Below are 19,884 nucleotides of genomic sequence, written 5' to 3' on the forward strand. Positions count from 1 at the left end.
TGGCTATGTATGCTGCTCTACATAATCCGCTAACGACACGGAGAAGTCAATGTCTGAGTACGAAACCCTGAGCATCCGGCGCGACGGATACGTCCTGGTGATCGGCCTAAACCGACCCGCCAAGCGCAACGCGTTCGACAAGGCGATGCTGCAGGAGCTATCACGGGCGTTCGGCGAATTCGATGCGGATGCCGAGCTGCGGGCCGCCGTCCTGCACGGGGAGGGGACGATGTTCACCGCCGGCCTCGACCTGGCCAGCGTGGCGGCTGAGATTCAGAACGGCGCGTCATTGACCGCCGAGAACGGAATCAACCCGTGGCAGGTCGACGGTACGCACTTGTCCAAGCCGCTTGTCGTCGCCGTGCATGGCAAGGTACTCACGCTGGGCATCGAGCTCGCGCTCGCCGCAGATATCGTGATCGCGGACGAGACCGCGACGTTCGCACAGCTTGAGATCAACCGTGGCATCTATCCGTTCGGTGGCGCCACCATTCGCTTCCCGCGTACAGCGGGTTGGGGCAACGCGATGCGTTGGATGCTGACGGCGGAGCCCTTCGACGCCACCGAGGCTCATCGCATCGGGATCGTGCAGGAGGTCGTACCTGTCGGCGAACATGTCGACAAGGCGATTGCGATCGCCCACACCATCGCGCGCCAAGCGCCGCTGGGTGTGCAAGCTACCCTGCGAAACGCTCGGTTGGCTCTCGCCGAGGGCGAGGCCGCTGCCGAAGTACAGCTTGTGCCCACCATCCGCGAGCTGTTCACCACCGAGGACGCCGCCTTGGGCGTGCAGGCATTCTTGACCCGCACCGCCGCCGAGTTCGTGGGTCGCTAGCGCGCGGTGACCGCCCTGCGCACGTCGCCGAGCTCGCCGATGGGCACGGTGCGTGTCGAGGCCACGGGCCGCACACCCGGGCCGTCGGGCTTGGACACCATGACCACGCTGTCGATATAGGGCTGAATGGTCGTGGTGTTCTGCACGGTGGCAACGATCACCAGCTGGAACCCGAACTTGCGGAATGCCGACAGCGCCTGCTGCGCGAACTGCGGGTCCGACTTCGAGAACGCCTCGTCGAGCATCAGCTGCGCGAACACCGGCCGGTTATCCCCCGTCTCGGGATTGGCCAGGTTGAAGCTCAACGCACCGGCAAGGCAGAACGCCATCAGCTTCTCTTGTTCCCCACCGGAATTCGCACCCGCATTGCTGTAGGTGCGGATCGCTTCGCCGCTCGTGGCATCGCGCTCCTCGCAGTACAACACGAAGCGGTTGCGTACATCCAACGCGTCGCGCGTCCACTGCCGGGCCTCGGGAGTCTCGGCCGCCAGCAGGTTCCGCAGTTGCAGAATGTCCTGGTACTGGTCGTGGATGGCTTTCTCGTCTCCCATCGACACTGCCACCGCTCGCCCCGAGATGCGCCGGGCCCGCTCATTCAGCTCACCCACCGCCTCGAGCGCCTTGGGCTCGGCTCGCAGGGTCAAGCGCGTCCCGCGGTTGAACTCCACCGAGCCCAAACCGCTATTTACCCGGTCGATCTGGTCGGTGATGCGGTGCGCCTCCTCCTCCGCGAGCTGGTGCAGCCGCAGGACCGCGGTGGGTGCCTGCTCGGTGATCAGCCGCAGCATCCGCTCGTAGGCGGCGGGCAGATCACGCTCGTCGATCCGGCGGCACAAGGCGACGTAGTCGTGGATCTTCTCGTCGAAGTTCTCACTGTCATTGGGAATCGAGTCCGGGAAGTCCCGGTCATAGGCGTTGAGAATTCGGTTGAGCTCGTTTCGTGAGCGCGTGACGCTCTCGCGCAGCACCGACTGGTCCTTCTCGATCTGGCGCCACAGCTCCAGTCGGTAGGAGTCCGGCTCCAGCACGTCCAGGCTTGACGAGAGCTGTGGAACATACGTCTCGATACCGGATCTGGTGTGCCCGCCTACCTCACGCGGATTCAAGTTGTCCATCAGATCCAAAAGGCGGGTACGACGCGAATCATGTTCAGATTCTTGTCTTCTCAATGCACCAATGCGCTCCGAGAGCTTCTTGATCTCGTCGAGATATGAATCGGCCTGTTGCTGCAGACCGGTGAGGTCGGGGTTGGCCTCCAGCATCGTCTCGTATTGGTCTTGCAGCCGTGCCACGGCGGCTTCCGCCGAGTCCGTGTCGATCTGGCTCCAATACTCGTACTGGCTGTGCAGTTTGGACCACCGCACCACTTCCGAGCGCAGTTCCTCGCGCTTGGTATCCATTTCGCCGATGAACTTCTCGGCGTCACCGACGGCCTGCTGAGCCTCGACCACATCATCGGAGAGCGCCGCCCGCTTGTCGCCGGCATTGCCCTGATAGATGTACTGCGAGGCGCGCAGTTCGCGCCGGTCATCCTTGACCGCGCGCCGGTCGCCGTCCTTGCGCAGTCCCTGATCGGTGACGGCGCGGCGGTGCTTACTGAACTCGTCGGGTGTGTCCACGAGCACGTAATCGCCCACGCCGGCGACCAGATTCATGGCGGCACTGGCGCATTCGTGATTGGGGTTGGTGAGTCGCAGGCAGTCGGCGAGGGTGCCGGGTTCGGCGCGTCGAGGCGACCCCGACGGAATCACCCGTTCCATCTGGAGGTAACCGCGCATCGGGTGCTCGTTGACGTATCGCAGCACCTGCCGGTGGTGCTGGTCCGGTACCAGCAGACACAGGCCGGTGGACCGCAGCACCTTTTCCACAGACTTGCGCCACCGCTCCTGGCCCGGACGCAGATCCATCAGTTCACAGACGTAGGGCAGGTCCTTGGCGGTAAGGCCCAGCGCTGCCGCGATTTCGCCACGCATGCGGTCCTCGTCGGGAGGCACCGGGGTGCCTAGATGCTCGACGCGCTTGAGCTCGGTGGAAGCCGCCCGCAATTGATCGCGCGCCGTCGACAGAGCACCGGCGGCCATCACGTAGGCGTCATGGCCGGCTTCGAGCTCCGCGTTGATCCGGGTGACCGCGCGCAGGCTCTCCACCCGCATGGCTTCGAATTCCTCGGCGGATTCGACATCCTCATCGTGCCCGAGATCCCCCAGCGCGCTGTCGTAGGCGGTACGCCGGCGCGACACCTCCTCGGCACGGGCACGGGCATGAGCCAACTCGCTCTTGAGCGGTGCCAGGTTACTGTCGGCGGCGGCGATCCGGCCGAGCAGCTTGTCCCGTTCACCGGTGAGAATGTCCTGGCGCGACTGGATTTCATCGCATTCACCGCCGAGCCGGGTGATCTCGGTGTCCAACAGATCGATCTCGGGCCCTGCCAGGGCAAGCCGCTGCTGGTCTACATAGTCGCGCACGGTGTGGTGGTCCACGACGTCGACGGTGGCCAGCTGTGCGGCATCGCTGGCGTACGTCTGCTGGATCTGTTCGATGTCGCCCAGGGTCTGCCGCTGGCGCTGTGCGACCGCGAGCGCGGCGCGCGCGTCGACCAGCGGGGTGATCTGCCCCAGCGCCTCGGAGATCGCGGCCATGGACTCCGGCTCGTCGAGCATGTATTCGCGCACGAACTGTTCCAGGCCGCCAACGCTCTTGAGCGACTTGGCCTTGCCCAGCAGCTGCTGGGCCGCCGACGAGCCCTGAATGCCGACGGCGGCATAGAGCTGCTCCAGGTACCAGCGTTCACTCTTGTGTCCACGCCAGCCCGCGCCCTCGAAGACCGCCGCGGAATATCCCCTACTCGCCCAGGCATTGCACAGGTCTCGGATATCGGCGTCTGCGTCAATCAGGTAGTAGCGACTGGAGGAGTCCGAATCTGAGCCCGGAGCAAGCCATTTGAGTACCAGACCGGTGATTACCCGGCCGTCGGTGCCCGCATACGTGACCGCGATCGCCGACCATGCCCCGCCCTTACCGCGCAGGAACATCTGTTTGGGCCGCTCCCCCGGGTTCTTCAGCTCACCCCACAGACCCCGCACGTACTTATCGACGGTGCGCTTGCCCATATTGGAGCCCGCGGCAGTGGTATCACTGGATGCGTTGAAGTTACGGCGGTTTGACGACAGAAACGCCAGCGAGATCGCGTCCAGCAGCGAGGATTTACCACTGCCGGAGGAGCCGGTGATCAGCGTGCCGCGGCGGCTGAACTCAATGCTGTGATACCCGTCGAAGACACCCCAGTTGATGACCTGCAGCCGGGACAGCCAGAACTGCTGGGTGGCTGCGCCACTCGGCCTGCCATTCAGGTCGTCATTCGTCGTCATCGGTATCGCCATCTTCTTCGTCGGTGGAGTCTTCTGGGGCGGTGCCGCCCCGCTGTAGCTGCTCGTACTGGCGTTGCAACGCCTCGATCATCTGCGCGGACATCAGCGCATTGATGACCGGGCTGATGGTGTAGCTGTGCTCGTCATCGCGGGTGCGTTGCAGGATCTCGGCCTTGGACAGTCGTTTAATGGCCTCGTCGACACGGTCGCGCAGCATCGCTTCATCGCGGTCGATGTCGTGACTGACGTTGGCGAAGAGCTCGTGGATATCGTCGCGGCTCACCAGTACGTGCTCGTCGTGTGCGGTCCGTGCGATCTTGGCCAGGTGCAGGGCAACGATCGATGCGTAGGTGCCCAGGGGTTCGCGGCGCAACACCCGGGCGCCGTATGCGCTGGGATTCTCCAGCGGAGCCGGCTCGGCGTACGCGACCTCGAGATCGTCGAAAACCCGCAACCGCAGGTCCAATTCGGACAGGCGCGAGGCCAGCACCTTGCGGTGCTCGATCATCGACGCCCACAGCTCGGGCTGGCCATCTTTGCTCAGATAACGCCGGGCCACCAGGTTCTGCAGCGCCCAGCACGCCTTGTCCGGCAGCTCGCTGGTATCGCCGTCGAACCGCGGTCCCTTGACAATTCTTGGCGCCGAAGCATCGGGTTCGACACCGGGAAGATCATCGAAGTTGATGTTTCCCAAGGGGGAACCTGTGGTCACAGCGCTCATATTTCTTCCTCGACACTCGCCAGCACTGGTTCACGGAACATCAACTGCGGCACCTCCATCACCCGGTCCTGCCCGTCCAGGGACCGGAATTTCACTCTTACCGATTCGCGGTCGGCAGTGCTGTCCTGCTTGAGGGCAAGCGACCACAACACGATGACATCACCCAGGTACGGCGCTTCGACGTGAGAAATCATGTCGGGCAACGACACTGGCCCCTTGGCGACGGCGTTGTTCACGGTTTCGGCCAGTGAGGCCATATCCACCTGGGTGGCCAGCGCCGAGAACCCGCTCAAATCGAGCGGCCCGGACGGCGCATCCTGCGCAAGCACCGGCGGCGCGGTGTCCTTGATCGTGAACGAGAGAGCACCAATGGCGGCCGCGGCCGAGCGGCCGATCGGTAGCTCGGCGTCAATCAGCGAGTCCGCGGTGGACACTTTGAGCAGAGCGTGCCCAGCGGCCAGTGCGTCGTTGAGCTGTCGGGCGCGCCCACGCGCCTGCTCCGTGGTGCCGGCGGCGAAGAATCGCCGGATGCGCTGCGCGCAGCGCTGTTCGATGCGGGAGACCTCCGCGACCTGTTGCGACACCAGCTTGAAGAAATTCTTCATGACATCACGCAGCCCCGGATCGAGCTCGGGCAATCCCTCAGCCACACAAGCGATATCACCGCGCAGGGCGGCGCGCTGATCGGGGTCTTGGATGGTGCGCGTGAAGGCGGCGTAGGAGGCCCGTTCCCGGGAGTCGAAAAGGGTGTCATAGTCGGCGAACATCCGTCGCGCACGGTCCCGGAACCCGGTGTCGGAGTCCTCTGCGGCATCGATGAGTCCGGCGGTGATCTCGTTCTGCATGCTGCCATAACGCACGATGTCGGTGATCACCTGTTCCATCTGATAGGCGATGGCTCGGGTCTCGTCCTCAAGATCGACGATGTCCGGTTCGGGCCGATATCCCTCATCGATGGCGTGCAACTGGGTCTGCAGCTCGGCGATCTGGGCTTCGATATCGGAACGCAGGCGGGCCGGGTCGCCGTCCAGTTGGGTGGCGACCCTCTTGAGGCCCGCGGCGATACCCGCGATGGATCCGCCGGTGGCCACGCTGTCGGCACGGCGTAAGCGGCGGACGAAGGCCAGCGCGCTGCGGGCATCCTCGGTCAGCGAGCAGACGTTCTCGGCGTCGGGACCAGCTCCGTCCGACGCGCGGTGCAGCCAGCCGTCGCTTGCCCAGCTCTTGATGAGGGCGAGTCCTGACTGTTCACCCAGTCCAACCGCGACCACGTCCCGGTCCAGCTTGGCCACCAGCTGGGGCTCGGAAACCTTGGCGCTGCGGTCCAGGTGGCGCTCCATCAGCGTGATGTACGGCGCCAGATTCTTGGCGGCCAGCAGCCTGACCGCACGGGATTTCTGCACGTCGTCGTTGTGCGCGAACAGCTCGTCGATCGTCAGGTCATTCACCGCACACCTCCATCACATCGCTCGCGCTTGTTCCCCGGCCAGCGCGGCCGTCATAGCCGCTGGCCCGGAAAACCTACCGGGCCGACGGGGGCGTGGCGAATGGGCTCGCTGACGTGGGACAAATGAGGCAAATGAGTTAGCTGGGATCTCCGTGGACACCCAGGGTGCCGTCCATGTACTGGCGGCGGCATGCCCATCGCGCCAGCTTTCCGCTGGTGGTCCGCGGGATGGCACCCGCAGGGAGCAATCGCACGTCGGAGAGTTCCAGGCCGTGTTGGGCGTGGGCCGCCGCACGGATCGCGTCGATGGCCTCCTGCGGGTCGGCCTTGGCGGTACGCGAGGCCCGCTCGGCGACGATGACCAGACCGTCATCGACGGTGAACGCGGTGACGTATCCGCGGCGGACAATCGGCGAGGCATCAGCGACGGTGGCCTCGATGTCCTGCGGGTAGTGGCCGCGCCCATCCACGGTGAGGTGGTCGGCGATGCGGCCGGTCACGTACAGCTCACCGTCGAGGTAGAAGCCCAAATCACCGGTGCGCAGCCAGTCGCCGCCCGCCTTGGCCTTATCAGCATGGCTCGTCGCGAGCGTCTCGCCGAGCCGGGCGTGAAATGTCCTCGCCGTATCCTCGGGGCGCCCCCAATACCCACGCCCAACGTTGTTGCCCCGCAACCAGATTTCGCCAATGCGACCGTCTGCGAGCTCATTGCTCGTCTCGGGGTCCACGATGACACCCGCGAGACTGCGGGCAAGTTGGCCACAGGACACATGGACGGTGGCAGTGGGCGCATCGGGGGCGGTGGGCACCGCCCGGCCTTCGGCGAGCTGGTCGCGGTCGAGGTAGATGACAGAGGGTTCGGCATCCGGGGCGATATTCGAGATGAACAGGACCGCCTCGGCGATACCGTAGGACGGTTTGAACGCGGTCGCCGGTAATCCGAAGGGCACGAAGGCTTTTTCGAACGTACGGATGGCGTCAATACGCACCGGCTCGGAGCCGATGATCATCACGACATTGCCCAGGTCGATGTCCGCGCCGGCCTTGGGTACACCACGTTGCGCGGTGTACTCGTAGGCAAAGTTCGGCGCGGCGGTGATCACGCGGCCTTCCTTGCATCCATCGGAAAGCGCCTTGATCCAGCGTTGCGGGCGACGGACAAAGGCTGTCGGCGACATGAGGGTGGAGTGGCCGCCGTAGACAGTCGGAAAGCCGATCATGGACAGACCCATATCGTGGTACAGCGGTAACCAGCTGCAGCCGTGAGTGTTTCGGTCCAGCAGATCGATCGACAGGATCATCTGGGTCAGGTTGACACCGACGGCGCGATGAGTGATCTCCACTCCGACCGGCGGGCGCGTGGCGCCTGAGGTGTACTGCAGATGTGAGATGTCGTCATCCACGAGATGCACGTACTCAAAGGTGTCCCCCGCGTCGTCGGGGATCTCGTCGATGACCAGGATTGTCGGCGCGGGGATCTCGGTGAGGCCGTCGAGAAACTCACGAACGGCTCCGCGTACCGCGGCCGTGGTCAGGACAACCGTGGGCGTGCAGTCCCGCAACGCGGTATCCAGACGCTCGGCGTGGCCGGGCAGCTCGGGGGCGAAGAGTGGCACCGCGATGGCGCCGGCCTTGATCGCCGAGAAGAATCCGACGACATAGTCCAGACCCTGCGGAGCCAAGACGGCTACCCGATCACCCCGTTCGATGTGGCGTTGCAGCGTGGCGGCCACCGCCTTCAGGCGCACCCCGAGCTGGGACCAGGTGAGCTCGATGCGGGCGCCGTCCTCGGAGGTGGTGAAGTCCAGATAGCGATACGCGACGGTGTCACCGACGTTCCTGATGTTGCGCTCGATGAGGGATATCAGGGTGGTGCCGGGTGGCAATGCGACGTTTCCGTCGGCATCCAGGCAATCGTCGATATCAAGCAAACCGTCAGCGCGAACCACGATTTCAAGTCTAGGCGCGGATGGAGATTGCACCGGGTCGCCCACGAGACCCCTGGTGCGGGCGGAGGGAGTCGAACCCACACGTTCTTACGAACACGGGCACCTAAAGCCCGCGCGGCTGCCATTTCGCCACGCCCGCAGGGCTCCGATCGTACCTCGTCGCTGTCAGAGACCCCGGTTATGTTCGATCACACATTGCTTTTGAGGAGTTCCCGTGCGATCCGCAGACGAGTTTTGTCGAGTCCAACGGCTCATCCAGACCGGGATGAACGACTGTGCCATCGCACGTCACACAGGGATACCTCGACCGACGGTGCGAGATTGGCGCTGCCGGCCTGGAGTCCTCATTAGGGCATCTACCAACGTGACAGCCTGTGGGGCAGCTCACGATCAGTCTTCGCTACATGCAGCAAGCTACGCCTACCTCCTAGGCCTCTATCTAGGCGATGGCTGCATCTCACGGGACAGACGTACCTGGCGTCTCAGGATCACCTTGGACCGGAATTATCCGGTCATCATCGAGCAGTGTCGAGCCGCAATCGATGTTTTGATGCCTGGACAGCATGCCGCGATTGTTCAGTGCCCCAAGGGATGTGTGCAGGTCTCTCATTACTCCAAACACTGGCCTTGCCTGTTCCCTCAGCACGGCCCCGGCCGCAAGCACCATCGCAAGATCGCCCTCGAACCGTGGCAGCAAGACCTCGTCGATCAGGCCACCGAAGACTTTCTTCGCGGCCTGATACACAGCGACGGCTGCCGGGTGATCGCCAACGACCGTGGGGTCGCCAGCATCCGATACCACTTCACCAACCGCTCCGAAGACATCCTCGGGCTCTTCACCGCCGCACTCGACAGTCTCGACATTCCCTGGAGCCGATCGACCAAGTACGTGGTCTCCATCTACCGCAAGGCGGCCACCGCACGTCTCGACGAGTTCATCGGACCGAAGCGCTGACCAGGGGCATCGGCATCGACATCCACCTCACGCGGTACCGTCAGAAGGTGTCCACTACACGGCGTCGGAGACCGGCACTCATCGTGCTGGTCGGCGTCAGTGCGCTCGCGTTCCTGGGCCTGGCCTACTGGCAGTTCCAGCGCTTCGAGTCGGTGACTGGTGACGGCCAGAACCTTGGTTATGCGTTGCAGTGGCCGCTATTCGCGGCATTTGTGATCTGGGCCTACCGGCGCTTCGTCCAGTACGAGGACGAGGGTCCGCCCCCGCCGCCCATCGATCGCGTGACCGAGATTCCTGAGGGGCTGCTGCCCGAGCGCCCCGCCGCCGCGAAGCCGGACCCCGCCGACCGCACACTCACCGAATACAACGCTTACCTCGCCGCCCTGGCCGAAGAAGATAGGAAGCCCGCCCCGTGACTGAGCATGAAGCCACGTCCGACATAGTCACCACGCCGGTCGCGAAGATCCGCGGCGCACTGTGGCGCTATCGCATCCTGGCGTGGACCACCGGTGTCTGGCTGATCGCCCTGTGCTGGGAGATGTGGCTCAAATACATTGAGCACGTTCCGCATCCGCCGAGCTGGATCGGGATCGTGCACGGCTGGATCTACTTCGTGTACCTGATCTTCACCACCGATCTGGCCATCAAGGTGCGCTGGCCGTGGCCGCGCACTGCTGGCACGCTGCTCGCAGGCACGATTCCGCTGCTCGGCTTCATCGTCGAGCATTACCGCACCAAGCAGGTCAAGGAACAGTTCGGCGTCTAGCCGAAAGAAATCTCCAATGTCAGGAATACTGACATGACGATGCGGCTTGGATAGCGGTATGACCACTACACATGCAGTTGTCGCCACCGCATATGGCGCATCCGATGTCCTCGAACTCCGCGAAGTGCCGATCGACGGTCCCGGCGAGGGCGAAGTCCTTGTCGACGTCAAGGCCGCCGGCGTTAATCCGATCGACTGGAAGTTGTACTCGGGAGCTTTCGGTACCGACCCTGCGAATCTCCCGATGCGCCTCGGTCTCGAGGTGTCCGGAACAGTCGCAGCTGTCGGTTCAGGTGTCGACGGGCTCAAACCCGGCGACGACGTCATCGCTGCCGGGCAGATCGGCGGCTACGCCGGGCAGATCATCGCCTCGGCGGATGAGGTGTTCAAGAAGCCTGCGAATCTATCCTTTGCCGAAGCTGCCGGATTCCTCCTCACCGGGCAGACCGCGGTCCACCTCCTGGAAGCCACCAACGTCACCGAGGGCGACACCGTCCTGATTCACGGTGCCGCGGGCGGTGTGGGGCTGCTTGCCACCCAGCTCGCAAAGGCCCGTGGCGCGACGGTGATCGCCACCGCGAGCGCTGCCCGCCACGACCAGCTGCGCGGTTATGGCGCGATTCCCGTCGAGTACGGCCCCGGTTTGCAAGATCGTGTCAGCGCCATCGGATCCGTCGACGCCGCCCTCGACCTCGTCGGCACCGACGAGGCTGCCGACGTCTCCCTGGCGCTCGTTGCCGACAAAGACCGCATCGCGACGATTGCCGGATTTGGCCGTGCCGCAAGCGATGGCTTCAAGGCGCTGGGCGGCGCCCCGGGCGCCGACGCAGGCACCGAGATACGGCTCGCGTCCCGTCCCGAGCTGATTCGACTGGCGAGCAACGGCGAACTGAAAGTCACCGTCGACCGCACCTATCCATTGGCCGAAGCGCGCCAGGCCCACGAGTACGTACAGACCGGTCACGCCCGCGGAAAGATCATCCTGCAGCCATAACCCTGCGCGAGCAGTCCCCGGCGTGCGGGGACTGCTCTCCAGGAGGCTAGGGCGCGGTGCGGCCGAGGTTCACCAGGTTGCGCAGCATCGGGAGCAGCGCCGCCAGCGCCCGCCCTCGATGCGATAACGCATCCTTCTCTTCGGGTGTCATTTCCGCCGCGGTCCGCAGACCCCCGCGCGGTACGAAGATGGGGTCGTAGCCGAAGCCGTTCTGTCCCGCGGGTTCCCGTGCGACGGAGCCTTTCCAGCGTCCCTCCACGACGACCTCTTCGCCCTGCGGCGTCACGAGCGCGCACGCTGAAACGAACGCCGCCCCGCGACGTTCATCGGGCACCTCGGAAAGCTGGGCAAGTAACAGTGCGGTGTTCGCGGCGTCGTCTCCGTGCCGTCCAGACCAGCGCGCGGACAGCACGCCCGGCATCCAGTTCAGCGCGTCCACCGCAATCCCGGAATCATCGGCAACGCAGGCCAATCCGGTCTGTCGCGCACCCTCACGCGCCTTGATCAGCGCGTTGTCCTCGAAACTGGCACCCGTTTCGGGCACTTCCTCGTATTCGGGGACGTCGGTAAGCGAAACCAGTTCGACCCCGGTAACCCCCGAAGACTCGAGAACCCGATGCAGTTCCGCCAGCTTTTTTGGGTTACGGCTTGCGACAAGTATTTTCATGCCCCCGCCTACTTCGAACCGAACGCCTTCTTCTGTGGCGCGTCAGGCAGTACACCCGGGTAGGGCAACGCGAGTGCTTCCTTCTGCAGAACGAACAGCTGCTCGGCAGCTCCCACCGCGGCGTCAAGCAGCTTGTCCAGCGTTGTGCGCGGGAAGGTGGCACCCTCGCCGGTGCCCTGCACCTCCACCAACGTACCGGTGTCGGTGGCCACCACATTCATGTCAACCTCGGCGCGCGAATCCTCTTCGTACGGAAGGTCTACCCGCACCCGGCCGTCCACGACGCCGACACTCACGGCGGCAATCGCGCAGGACAGGGGCTCTTCATCGGCCAGCTTGCCATGCGCGGCCAGGTAGGTCACCGCGTCGGCCAGTGCCACGTAGGCGCCGGTGATGGCCGCGGTGCGGGTTCCGCCGTCGGCCTGCAACACATCGCAGTCGATGGCAATGGTGTTCTCCCCCAATGCCGACAAATCGATACACGCGCGCAGCGAACGCCCGATCAGGCGGCTGATCTCCTGGGTACGACCACCCACGCGCCCCTTGACCGATTCGCGATCGCTGCGGGTGTGGGTAGAGGCCGGCAGCATCGCGTATTCGGCTGTCAGCCAACCAAGTCCAGAACCCTTGCGCCAGCGCGGTACACCCTCGGTGGCACTGGCGGTGCACATCACCCGCGTCTGGCCGAACTCGATGAGTACCGAACCCGCCGGGTGGGAAGTGAATCCCCGCGTGATGGTTACCGGGCGCAACTCGTCGTCTTGTCTGCCGTCTTCTCGTCTGGACACGCCCTCGACCTTATCGTCTCCGCCGGAGTGCCGAGTGTGAGTGGCAGAGCTACAGGTCGATGCTCTCCCCGGCGACCACAGCCCGCACCGGCCCGTCGAACGCCGATTTGGCCTCCGCGATGACATCCTCGCGCGAGGTCCACGGCGGGATGTGGGTCAGCAGCAGTTCCTTCACACCCGCTCGAGCCGCGATCTGACCGGCTTCGGTCCCCGACAGGTGAAGGTCCGGCGGACGGTGCCCCGGCATGTGCGTCCATGACGCCTCGCACAGGAACACGTCGGCATCGCGAGCCAGCTCGACCACGGCATCGCAGATGCCGGTGTCTCCGCTGTAGGCCAGCACGGCGCCCGATGTGTCCTCGATCCGCAGCCCATAGGACTCTGGCGGGTGTGCCACCCGAGTGGGTGTCACGGTGAGCGACCCGAATTCGACGGGCACGCCCTCGCTCCATGCGTACAAGTCGAAGATGTCGGTGAAATCGTCGACCTCGCCCCCGATCTCAGCGGAGGCCGCGCCCACGCGCACCAGAGTGTCGGCGGGGCCGTACATGATCGCCTTACCCTTCGGCGGATTCGGGTGATAGCGGCGCCACACGAACAGACCCGGCAGGTCGAGGCAGTGGTCGGCATGCAGGTGCGACAGCAGAACGGACACTGATCCGGGATCGGCGAAACGTTGCAGAGAGCCCAAGACACCGCCACCGAAGTCGATGACCAACGGTGGCGCATCCGGTGCCGTCAGGAGGTAACCAGACGCCGGTGAATCCGGTCCGGTGACACTGCCTGAGCAGCCGAGCACGGTGACTCGCACAGCCCCTAGCTTGCCACGCCTGGCAAGCGTCTCGGCAGAGGGCTAGAGAGGTGTTGCAATTTCGGTGTAACCCGGAACACCGCTAGCTCGAGTTTGCACTGCCGTCACAGCCGGGCCGAGGAATCGGGCCGCCAGGGCGCGGAACGCGTCGGGGTCACCGGTTGCCTCGAAAACACGGTTCGGACGCGAGGCGCTCGGGTCATCCGGATGCGGCCGCAGCAGATCCCTCTCCGACAGCACCCGCAGCAGGTCCTTGGCAGTTTCCTCGGCGCTGGACACCAACGTGACGTCCTCGCCCATGGCGAGCTGGATCAACCCGGACAGCAACGGATAGTGCGTGCAGCCCAGCACCACGGTGTCAACCTGAGCCCGCTGCAGCGGCTCCAGATAGCCCTCGGCCAGCTGCAGCACCTGCCGCCCACTGGTGATGCCGCGCTCGACGAAATCGACGAACCGTGGACACGCCACGGCCGTAATTTCGGTATCGCGCGCGGCCGCGAACGCGTCCTGGTACGCACCCGACGCGATGGTCGCCGCGGTGCCGATGACGCCGATCTTGTTGTTGTGCGTGGTGTGCACGGCCCGTCGCACGGCAGGCAGGACCACCTCGATGACCGGCACCGGAGCGTAGCGCTCGCGGGCGTCGCGCAGGCATGCCGCCGAGGCCGTATTACAGGCGATCACCAGGGCTTTCACCCCGCGCCCGACGAGATCGTCCCCGATGGCCAGCGCATGTCCGCGGATCTCCGGAATCGTCAGCGGACCGTACGGACCATTACCGGTGTCGCCGACGTAGACGATGTCCTCGTCGGGCAGCTGATCGATGACGGCCCGCGCGACGGTCAATCCTCCGACGCCGGAATCGAATATCCCGATGGGTGCGCTCGGGCTCGTCATGTCGTCAGCCTCGGTGGCGATGAGGCCTTCGCCTTGCGTTCTCTACCGGAGAGCCAATAGGCCGCGAGTACGCCGGCGATAGCCCCACTCAGATGCCCCTGCCAGGACACGCCGAACTGTCCGGGCAGCACACCCCACAGCACACCGCCGTAGAGAACGATGACGATGACACCGATGAGGATCTGACCCACCTTCCGGTTGAAGAACCCTCTGACGATCACATAGGTGAGCCAGCCGAAGATCAGGCCCGAAGCCCCGATGTGGTTGGTCTCGTACTGCGAGCCGAGGTTGCCGATGAGCCACGTGCCGACTCCGCCGAGAACCCAGATGATCGCGGTTGCCAGGAGGAAGCGTCCGAGCCCGGCGGCCGCCGCCAGGAAACCCAGTACGAGCGCAGGCACCGTGTTGGCAACCAGATGCCCCCAGTTGGCATGCAGCAGTGGGGCGAACAGGATGCCGTCGAGTCCGTCCGCCTCCAGGGGGCGAATGCCGTTCTCATCGAGACGGTGTCCGGAGACCGAATCGATGCCCTCGACGACATAGAGCAGCGCGACGAACGCGACCACCAGGATTCCCCCGGTGACCCACTGTGGACGTCCGGACCGCTCGGGACGGGCTGGATGGAACCCCTCCGGGCCACCCTGATATCCCGTCATGCCCACAACTGCCCTTCCAGCGCGTCCTCTGCGTCATCCACGGTACCGGCGTACGCACCGGTCGACAGATACTTCCAGCCCGCGTCGGCCACCACGAAGGCGATATCCGCCCGCTCGCCGGCCTTGACCGCCTTGGCGGCCATGCCGAGTGCCGCGTGCAGAATCGCACCGGTCGAGATGCCCGCGAAGATGCCTTCGACTTGCACCAACTCACGGGTGCGGCGCACCGCGTCGAACGACCCGACCGAAAAGCGTGTGGTGAGCACCTCGGGGTCGTACAACTCGGGTACGAATCCCTCGTCGATGTTGCGCAACGCGTAGACACCTTCGCCATACCGCGGCTCGGCGGCAACAATTTGTACGTTCTGCACTCGTTCGCGCAAGAACCGTCCCGTACCCATCAGGGTGCCGGTGGTACCCAGCCCGGCGACGAAGTGCGTGATCTCGGGCAGATCGGCCAGAATCTCCGGGCCGGTGCCGTGATAGTGCGCGGCAGCATTTGCCGGGTTGCCGTACTGGTACAGCATCACCCACGAAGGGTTCTGCGCGGCAAGTTCTTTGGCGGTGGCGACGGCGGTATTGGAGCCGCCTTCGGCCGGGGAGAAGATGATGCGGGCGCCATAGAGCTCAAGCAGTTGACGCCGCTCGATGGAGGTGTTCTCCGGCATCACGCAAATCATCGTGTAGCCCTTGAGCTGGGCGGCCATCGCCATCGAGATGCCGGTGTTACCGCTGGTGGGCTCGAGAATCGTGGCTCCCGGTTCCAGCAGCCCGTCTTGCTCGGCTTGTTCGATCATGCGCAGCGCGGGCCGATCCTTGATGGATCCGGTCGGATTGCGGTCTTCCAGCTTGGCCCACAACCGCACGTGCGGATCGCCGTTCCAGGCCGGGGACAGCCTCTGCAACCCGACCAACGGCGTATTCCCGAGGGCCTGCAGCAGCGAGTCGTAGCGGGTCATGCGCCGCTAGCCACCGGCCACGGCGGGCAGGATGGTGACCGAATCGCCATCGGCGATCACGGTGTCCAGCCCACCCGAGAACCGCACGTCCTCGTCGTTGACATAGATGTTGACGAAACGGTGCAACTTGCCAGGAGAAGCGGGATCGACGAGTCGGTCGGAGATCCCGGAATAGTTGGACTCCAGATCCGTGATCACCGCCTGCAAGGTAGAACCCGTTGCGGTGACGCGCTTCTCGCCACCGGTGTGAGTACGCAGGATCGTGGGAATCGATACTTCAATCGACACTGTGGACATTCCTTTTCTCTAGTACTGCTCAACGATGGTGATGTCCTCTTCGGTGACCACCCCGTCGATAATCCGGTAACTGCGCAGCTCATGCTGCTCCGGATCGCGAGTGGACACCAAGACGTAGTGGGCATCGGGCTCCGCGGCCAAGTTGATATCGGTACGGCTGGGGTACGCCTCGGTCGCGGTGTGGGAGTGATAGACAACCACCGGTACCTCGTCGGCGCCATCCATCTCGCGCCAAACGCGAAGCTGCTCACCGGAATCAAAGCGATAAAAAGTCGGAGACCGCTCGGCGTTGACCATGGCCACGTGGCGCTCGGGACGATCGGACCCCTCCGGACCCGCCAGCACGCCGCAGGCCTCATCGGGGTGGTCGGCACGGGCATGCTTGACCATGGCGTCGACCAGGTCAGCACGAATACGAAGCACCAACAGTCCTTCCCTTCCCTCTGGCGCCGTGGCGGAGCACTACGAAAACGCTCCTGGCAACACGTCACGATATGCGGGTATTCCGGCGACGCTCCCGGCGCCCACCACCGCGCGCACGACGGCCCGCTCCACACAGTCGGCAGCGGCGATCCCCACCGAGACGGTCAGAGCTACGGCATCGCCCCCGCCAGTCCCGGTCGCAAGCACGTACAACGTGTCCCCGTCCATCGGGGTGTGCGCGGGCCTGATCGCCCGTGCCAACCCGTCATGGGCGGCGATCGCTACTCGGCGACATTGCGCCTTGGTCAGCGGGGCGTTGGTCGCCACCACGCCGATCGTCGTGTTCAACGACACCGACTTGTCGGGCAACGCGGCCAGCGCTGCGATCTGGCTGGCCGGGGGCGCGCCCAGTTCCGGTACACACGCAGGATCCCAGGGCAGCCCTGTCGACGGATTAATAACCAGCCCAACAGGGTTAGCGACAATCACGGCTCCCACCACAATCCCGTTGCCCAGATCCGCACTCGCCGACCCGACGCCCCCCTTGAGGGTTCCGGCCCGGGCTCCGACACCGGCGCCCACCGCACCCCAACTCGGCGCGTCATGGGCATCTTCTGCTGCGCGATATCCGAATTCAGCGTCGGGCCGATTTTTCCAGGCGCCCACAGGCAGGTCGAAGATGACCGCGCCGGGGACAATGGGAACAGTGCCGCCCGGCAGCGCCACTCCCCTGCCTCGTTCCTCCAGCCAGCGCATCACTCCGTCGGCGGCGGCTAACCCGTAGGCGCTTCCCCCGGTGAGCACAATGGCGTCGACCGTCGAGACCGTATTGGCCGGATCGAGCAGATCGGACTCACGCGTTCCCGGAGCCCCGCCACGCACATCGACCGCGCCGGTGGTCCCCGGTGGCGCCAGCACCACGGTGGTACCGGTGGCCCAGCCCGATCCAAGGGCGGCATCGGCGTCCAATCGCTGGTGATGCCCCACGAGTATTCCCGGGACATCCGTGATCGCCCCAGAGAACTGACTCATACCGCCGATTTCCCCATCAACGCGAGCACCAGCAACTCCTGCATCACCGTCAGCCAGTGATAGATGTCCATATGCCCGGCCATGGGATCGTCGGCGGGCAGCTCCTGCGGGCCGTCGCTGTCGATCCCGAGCATCGCTCCCAGCGCCAATCGCACGTCATTCAGCGCGGTAAGCCATGCGCGCGCGTCGTCCTCGGACAGCTCGAACCGTCCACCCTCAGGAGGAAGCGTGCGCAACAACCGTTGTCCCGCCTCTCGTTTAGCATCGATGATCTCTGGCTCATAGAGGCCGCGTAGCGCACTGTTGAGTCCACTGACCGCCTCAATGCTGCTGGTACCGTCCTGGTCCGGACGGTGAAAGTCCGGGAGCAGCCGCCCCAAGGTGACATCGGTGGGGGCCTCGGAGTTTCCCGTCCGAATACCGGTCAGCTGCGCCAATTCGTCACTAGGCGCCGACGATTCGCGCTCGTCCAGCATCGCCAACATCGACGTGACCATCGACTGTACGAGCGCTGCCTCGTGCGGCTCCATTTCCGAACGCAGCCGAGTCCCATCAGACGCGTTGACGCGCTTCCACTTTCGCACGGATCAGCGGCTCAGCGATCCTGCTGCAGAGTGGCCCACAGACCGGCTGCGTGCAGCTTGCTGACATCGATCTCCATCGACTCGCGAGCGCCGCACGACACCACAGCCTTACCCTCATGGTGAACCTGAAGCATCAGGTTGGTGGCCTCGCTCTCGCTGTAGCCGAACAGCTGCTGGAACACATAGGCGACATAGTTCATCAGGTTCACCGGGTCATCCCAGACGATGGTGACCCACGGCGACTGGGTCTGGTCGACATGTTCGACAGACCTCTCCGCAGTAGTCCCTGGCAAGGCTCGCGCCGGCGCACCCATGGCCCCAGAATACCGGGACCGCCAACTCTGTCAGCATGAAGTTCGGAGTTCCGCCGTCGGCCCGAAGCCTGTCGGAGCCGGTCATGCACCCCGGTATCCCGCTAACGTGGCGCACATGACGCACTCGCGCACGTCATTGCTCACCGACAAGTACGAGCTCACCATGCTCGCCGCAGCACTGCGCGACGGCACCGCGGGACGTCAAGCCACGTTCGAAGTGTTCGCCAGACGGTTGCCGGACGGCCGCCGGTACGGCGTGGTCGCCGGTACCGCTCGATTACTCGAAGCGCTTGCCGAGTTCCGGTTCGGATCCGAAGAACTGAAATCACTATCCGATTTTTTGGACAATGACGCACTCCAGTACCTCGCCGGGTATCGATTTGGTGGCGACATCGACGGCTATCCGGAGGGTGAGCTCTACTTCCCGGGCTCCCCGGTGCTGACCGTGCGGGGAACCTTCGCTGAATGCGTCATCCTCGAAACCCTGGCGCTGTCGATTCTGAACCACGACAGTGCCGTCGCCTCTGCCGCCGCCCGAATGGTGTCGGCGGCCGGAGGCCGTCCGCTCATCGAGATGGGATCGCGCCGCACTCACGAGCTGGCGGCGGTGGCCTGCGCCCGGGCGGCCTATCTCGCCGGGTTCGAATCCACGTCCAATCTGGAGGCGCAACGCCGTTACGGCGTGCCCGCTCGCGGCACCGCCGCGCATGCGTTCACCCTGCTTCACGCCAAGGACGGCATGAGCCCCGGCGAGGCCGAACGCGAGGCATTTCGCGCACAGGTGGAGGCGCTGGGTGTATCCACCACCTTGCTGGTGGATACCTACGACATCACCCGCGGGGTCGAGAACGCGATCGCCGTCGCGGGCCCCGAGCTCGGAGCGGTGCGCATCGACTCCGGAGATCTGGGCATGCTGGCCCGGCAGGTTCGAGCACAACTCGACGCCCTCGGTGCGCACCGAACCCGCATTGTGGTCTCCGGAGACCTCGACGAGTACTCCATCGCGGCACTGCGCGCCGAGCCCGTCGACATCTACGGGGTGGGTACCTCGGTGGTCACCGGCTCGGGATTCCCCACGGCCGGCATGGTCTACAAACTCGTCGAGATCGACGGCATCCCTGTGGCAAAACGCAGCAGTCATAAGGAATCCCACGGCGGTCACAAATGCGCCCTGCGCACCGCCAAGCCGACCGGCACCATTACCGAGGAAGTGGTGTACCGCGCGGCCAGCGGCCAGCCTGCGCTGAAGGAGCCGCACCGGACGCTGACCACCCCACTGGCGCGTGGCGGCACGCCCATCACCACCGACTCACTCGACGACGCCAGGGGCCGCGTACACGCGGGATTGCTGAGCCTGCCGTGGGAAGGACTGGGCCTTTCCCACGGGGATCCTGCGATTACCACCCGCCTGGTGGGATAAT

Annotated in this window: 21 protein-coding genes and 1 tRNA gene; 6 read left to right on the plus strand and 16 right to left on the minus strand. The window is 64.8% G+C overall.

What is annotated here, in order from left to right:
• Window positions 1-49 precede the first annotated feature (49 nt).
• A complete protein-coding gene (locus B4400_RS08490; protein WP_078309313.1) occupies window positions 50-835 on the plus strand; it encodes a crotonase/enoyl-CoA hydratase family protein in 786 nt (261 codons plus the stop codon).
• Here B4400_RS08490 and B4400_RS08495 read toward each other — a convergent pair.
• From B4400_RS08495 to B4400_RS08515, 5 genes are all read right to left on the minus strand, one after another.
• A complete protein-coding gene (locus B4400_RS08495) occupies window positions 832-4,203 on the minus strand; it encodes an ATP-binding protein (protein WP_078309314.1) in 3,372 nt (1,123 codons plus the stop codon). The two genes, B4400_RS08490 and B4400_RS08495, sit on opposite strands and share 4 nt — an antisense overlap.
• Complete coding sequence (locus B4400_RS08500; protein ID WP_078288976.1) at window positions 4,190-4,924, minus strand: DUF4194 domain-containing protein; 735 nt, start codon at window positions 4,922-4,924, stop codon at window positions 4,190-4,192. The genes B4400_RS08495 and B4400_RS08500 overlap by 14 nt, the downstream gene beginning before the upstream one ends.
• Window positions 4,921-6,372, minus strand: coding sequence for a DUF3375 domain-containing protein (locus tag B4400_RS08505; RefSeq protein ID WP_078309316.1), 1,452 nt, complete (start codon window positions 6,370-6,372; stop codon window positions 4,921-4,923). Before B4400_RS08505 ends, B4400_RS08500 begins: the two co-directional genes overlap by 4 nt.
• Window positions 6,373-6,508: 136 nt before the next feature.
• Complete coding sequence (locus tag B4400_RS08510) at window positions 6,509-8,320, minus strand: fatty acyl-AMP ligase (protein WP_078309318.1); 1,812 nt, start codon at window positions 8,318-8,320, stop codon at window positions 6,509-6,511.
• Window positions 8,321-8,373: 53 nt separating this feature from the next.
• Window positions 8,374-8,459: transfer RNA gene (locus tag B4400_RS08515), tRNA-Leu, on the minus strand.
• A 411-nt stretch (window positions 8,460-8,870) separates the two neighbouring features.
• On the opposite strand from B4400_RS08515, the gene B4400_RS24875 reads away from it, so the two are divergent.
• Genes B4400_RS24875 through B4400_RS08535 form a run of 4 tightly spaced genes read left to right on the plus strand, consistent with a single transcriptional unit; the run spans window position 8,871 to window position 11,035 of the window.
• Window positions 8,871-9,275, plus strand: a complete 405-nt coding sequence (locus B4400_RS24875) for a hypothetical protein (RefSeq protein ID WP_286151162.1) — start codon at window positions 8,871-8,873, stop codon at window positions 9,273-9,275.
• 47 nt (window positions 9,276-9,322) lie between these two features.
• Entirely contained in the window at window positions 9,323-9,691 is a 369-nt protein-coding gene (locus tag B4400_RS08525; RefSeq protein ID WP_176112812.1) for a hypothetical protein, read from the plus strand.
• Window positions 9,688-10,041, plus strand: a complete 354-nt coding sequence (locus tag B4400_RS08530; RefSeq protein ID WP_078309321.1) for a DUF3817 domain-containing protein — start codon at window positions 9,688-9,690, stop codon at window positions 10,039-10,041. The genes B4400_RS08525 and B4400_RS08530 overlap by 4 nt, the downstream gene beginning before the upstream one ends.
• 58 nt (window positions 10,042-10,099) lie before the next feature.
• Window positions 10,100-11,035 carry an NADP-dependent oxidoreductase gene (locus tag B4400_RS08535; protein WP_078309323.1) on the plus strand — a complete coding sequence of 312 codons (936 nt, stop codon included), beginning with the start codon at window positions 10,100-10,102 and terminating at the stop codon, window positions 11,033-11,035.
• A 46-nt stretch (window positions 11,036-11,081) separates the two neighbouring features.
• Here the strand turns inward: B4400_RS08535 and rdgB are convergent, their stop codons facing one another.
• Genes rdgB through clpS form a run of 11 tightly spaced genes read right to left on the minus strand, consistent with a single transcriptional unit; the run spans window position 11,082 to window position 18,463 of the window.
• Window positions 11,082-11,702 carry an RdgB/HAM1 family non-canonical purine NTP pyrophosphatase gene (gene rdgB, locus B4400_RS08540; protein WP_078309325.1) on the minus strand — a complete coding sequence of 207 codons (621 nt, stop codon included), beginning with the start codon at window positions 11,700-11,702 and terminating at the stop codon, window positions 11,082-11,084.
• A gap of 8 nt (window positions 11,703-11,710) precedes the next feature.
• The gene (rph, locus tag B4400_RS08545; protein ID WP_078288997.1) at window positions 11,711-12,490 is read right to left on the minus strand and encodes a ribonuclease PH; all 780 of its coding nucleotides are present in this window, start codon (window positions 12,488-12,490) and stop codon (window positions 11,711-11,713) included.
• Between the two features lie 49 nt (window positions 12,491-12,539).
• Window positions 12,540-13,301, minus strand: a complete 762-nt coding sequence (locus tag B4400_RS08550; RefSeq protein ID WP_078298315.1) for a cyclic nucleotide-degrading phosphodiesterase — start codon at window positions 13,299-13,301, stop codon at window positions 12,540-12,542.
• A gap of 42 nt (window positions 13,302-13,343) precedes the next feature.
• Window positions 13,344-14,198 carry a glutamate racemase gene (gene murI, locus B4400_RS08555; RefSeq protein WP_078309327.1) on the minus strand — a complete coding sequence of 285 codons (855 nt, stop codon included), beginning with the start codon at window positions 14,196-14,198 and terminating at the stop codon, window positions 13,344-13,346.
• Complete coding sequence (locus B4400_RS08560; RefSeq protein ID WP_078309330.1) at window positions 14,195-14,854, minus strand: rhomboid family intramembrane serine protease; 660 nt, start codon at window positions 14,852-14,854, stop codon at window positions 14,195-14,197. The genes murI and B4400_RS08560 overlap by 4 nt, the downstream gene beginning before the upstream one ends.
• Window positions 14,851-15,813 (minus strand): cysteine synthase, encoded by a 963-nt coding sequence (locus B4400_RS08565; protein ID WP_078309332.1) that lies wholly within the window; start codon window positions 15,811-15,813, stop codon window positions 14,851-14,853. The genes B4400_RS08560 and B4400_RS08565 overlap by 4 nt, the downstream gene beginning before the upstream one ends.
• Window positions 15,814-15,819: 6 nt before the next feature.
• On the minus strand, window positions 15,820-16,101 hold the full coding sequence (locus B4400_RS08570; RefSeq protein ID WP_078289084.1) for a MoaD/ThiS family protein: 282 nt from the start codon (window positions 16,099-16,101) through the stop codon (window positions 15,820-15,822).
• An 18-nt stretch (window positions 16,102-16,119) separates the two neighbouring features.
• Window positions 16,120-16,533, minus strand: coding sequence for a M67 family metallopeptidase (locus B4400_RS08575; RefSeq protein ID WP_078309334.1), 414 nt, complete (start codon window positions 16,531-16,533; stop codon window positions 16,120-16,122).
• A gap of 39 nt (window positions 16,534-16,572) precedes the next feature.
• Entirely contained in the window at window positions 16,573-17,565 is a 993-nt protein-coding gene (locus B4400_RS08580) for a P1 family peptidase (protein ID WP_078309337.1), read from the minus strand.
• A complete protein-coding gene (gene aosR / locus B4400_RS08585) occupies window positions 17,562-18,149 on the minus strand; it encodes an oxidative stress transcriptional regulator AosR (RefSeq protein ID WP_078309338.1) in 588 nt (195 codons plus the stop codon). Before aosR ends, B4400_RS08580 begins: the two co-directional genes overlap by 4 nt.
• Before the next feature lie 11 nt (window positions 18,150-18,160).
• Window positions 18,161-18,463 carry an ATP-dependent Clp protease adapter ClpS gene (gene clpS / locus B4400_RS08590; RefSeq protein ID WP_078289020.1) on the minus strand — a complete coding sequence of 101 codons (303 nt, stop codon included), beginning with the start codon at window positions 18,461-18,463 and terminating at the stop codon, window positions 18,161-18,163.
• 115 nt (window positions 18,464-18,578) lie between these two features.
• Between clpS and B4400_RS08595 the strand changes: the two genes are divergently transcribed.
• Window positions 18,579-19,883 (plus strand): nicotinate phosphoribosyltransferase, encoded by a 1,305-nt coding sequence (locus B4400_RS08595; protein WP_078309341.1) that lies wholly within the window; start codon window positions 18,579-18,581, stop codon window positions 19,881-19,883.
• Window position 19,884: the final 1 nt, after the last annotated feature.

Origin of the sequence: Mycobacterium sp. D16Q13 (assembly GCF_002013375.1) — a bacterium.
Lineage (GTDB): Bacteria > Actinomycetota > Actinomycetes > Mycobacteriales > Mycobacteriaceae > Mycobacterium.

Bases quoted from the DNA above. Each gene is read 5' to 3' on its own strand.
- B4400_RS08490 (WP_078309313.1), top strand. From the start codon at position 50: ATGTCTGAGTACGAAACCCTGAGCATCCGGCGCGACGGATACGTCCTG.
- B4400_RS08495 (WP_078309314.1), bottom strand. From the start codon at position 4,203: ATGACGACGAATGACGACCTGAATGGCAGGCCGAGTGGCGCAGCCACC.
- B4400_RS08500 (WP_078288976.1), bottom strand. From the start codon at position 4,924: ATGAGCGCTGTGACCACAGGTTCCCCCTTGGGAAACATCAACTTCGAT.
- B4400_RS24875 (WP_286151162.1), top strand. From the start codon at position 8,871: ATGCCTGGACAGCATGCCGCGATTGTTCAGTGCCCCAAGGGATGTGTG.
- B4400_RS08535 (WP_078309323.1), top strand. From the start codon at position 10,100: ATGACCACTACACATGCAGTTGTCGCCACCGCATATGGCGCATCCGAT.
- rdgB (WP_078309325.1), bottom strand. From the start codon at position 11,702: ATGAAAATACTTGTCGCAAGCCGTAACCCAAAAAAGCTGGCGGAACTG.
- murI (WP_078309327.1), bottom strand. From the start codon at position 14,198: ATGACGAGCCCGAGCGCACCCATCGGGATATTCGATTCCGGCGTCGGA.
- B4400_RS08560 (WP_078309330.1), bottom strand. From the start codon at position 14,854: ATGACGGGATATCAGGGTGGCCCGGAGGGGTTCCATCCAGCCCGTCCC.
- B4400_RS08565 (WP_078309332.1), bottom strand. From the start codon at position 15,813: ATGACCCGCTACGACTCGCTGCTGCAGGCCCTCGGGAATACGCCGTTG.
- B4400_RS08580 (WP_078309337.1), bottom strand. From the start codon at position 17,565: ATGAGTCAGTTCTCTGGGGCGATCACGGATGTCCCGGGAATACTCGTG.
- clpS (WP_078289020.1), bottom strand. From the start codon at position 18,463: ATGGGTGCGCCGGCGCGAGCCTTGCCAGGGACTACTGCGGAGAGGTCT.
- B4400_RS08595 (WP_078309341.1), top strand. From the start codon at position 18,579: ATGACGCACTCGCGCACGTCATTGCTCACCGACAAGTACGAGCTCACC.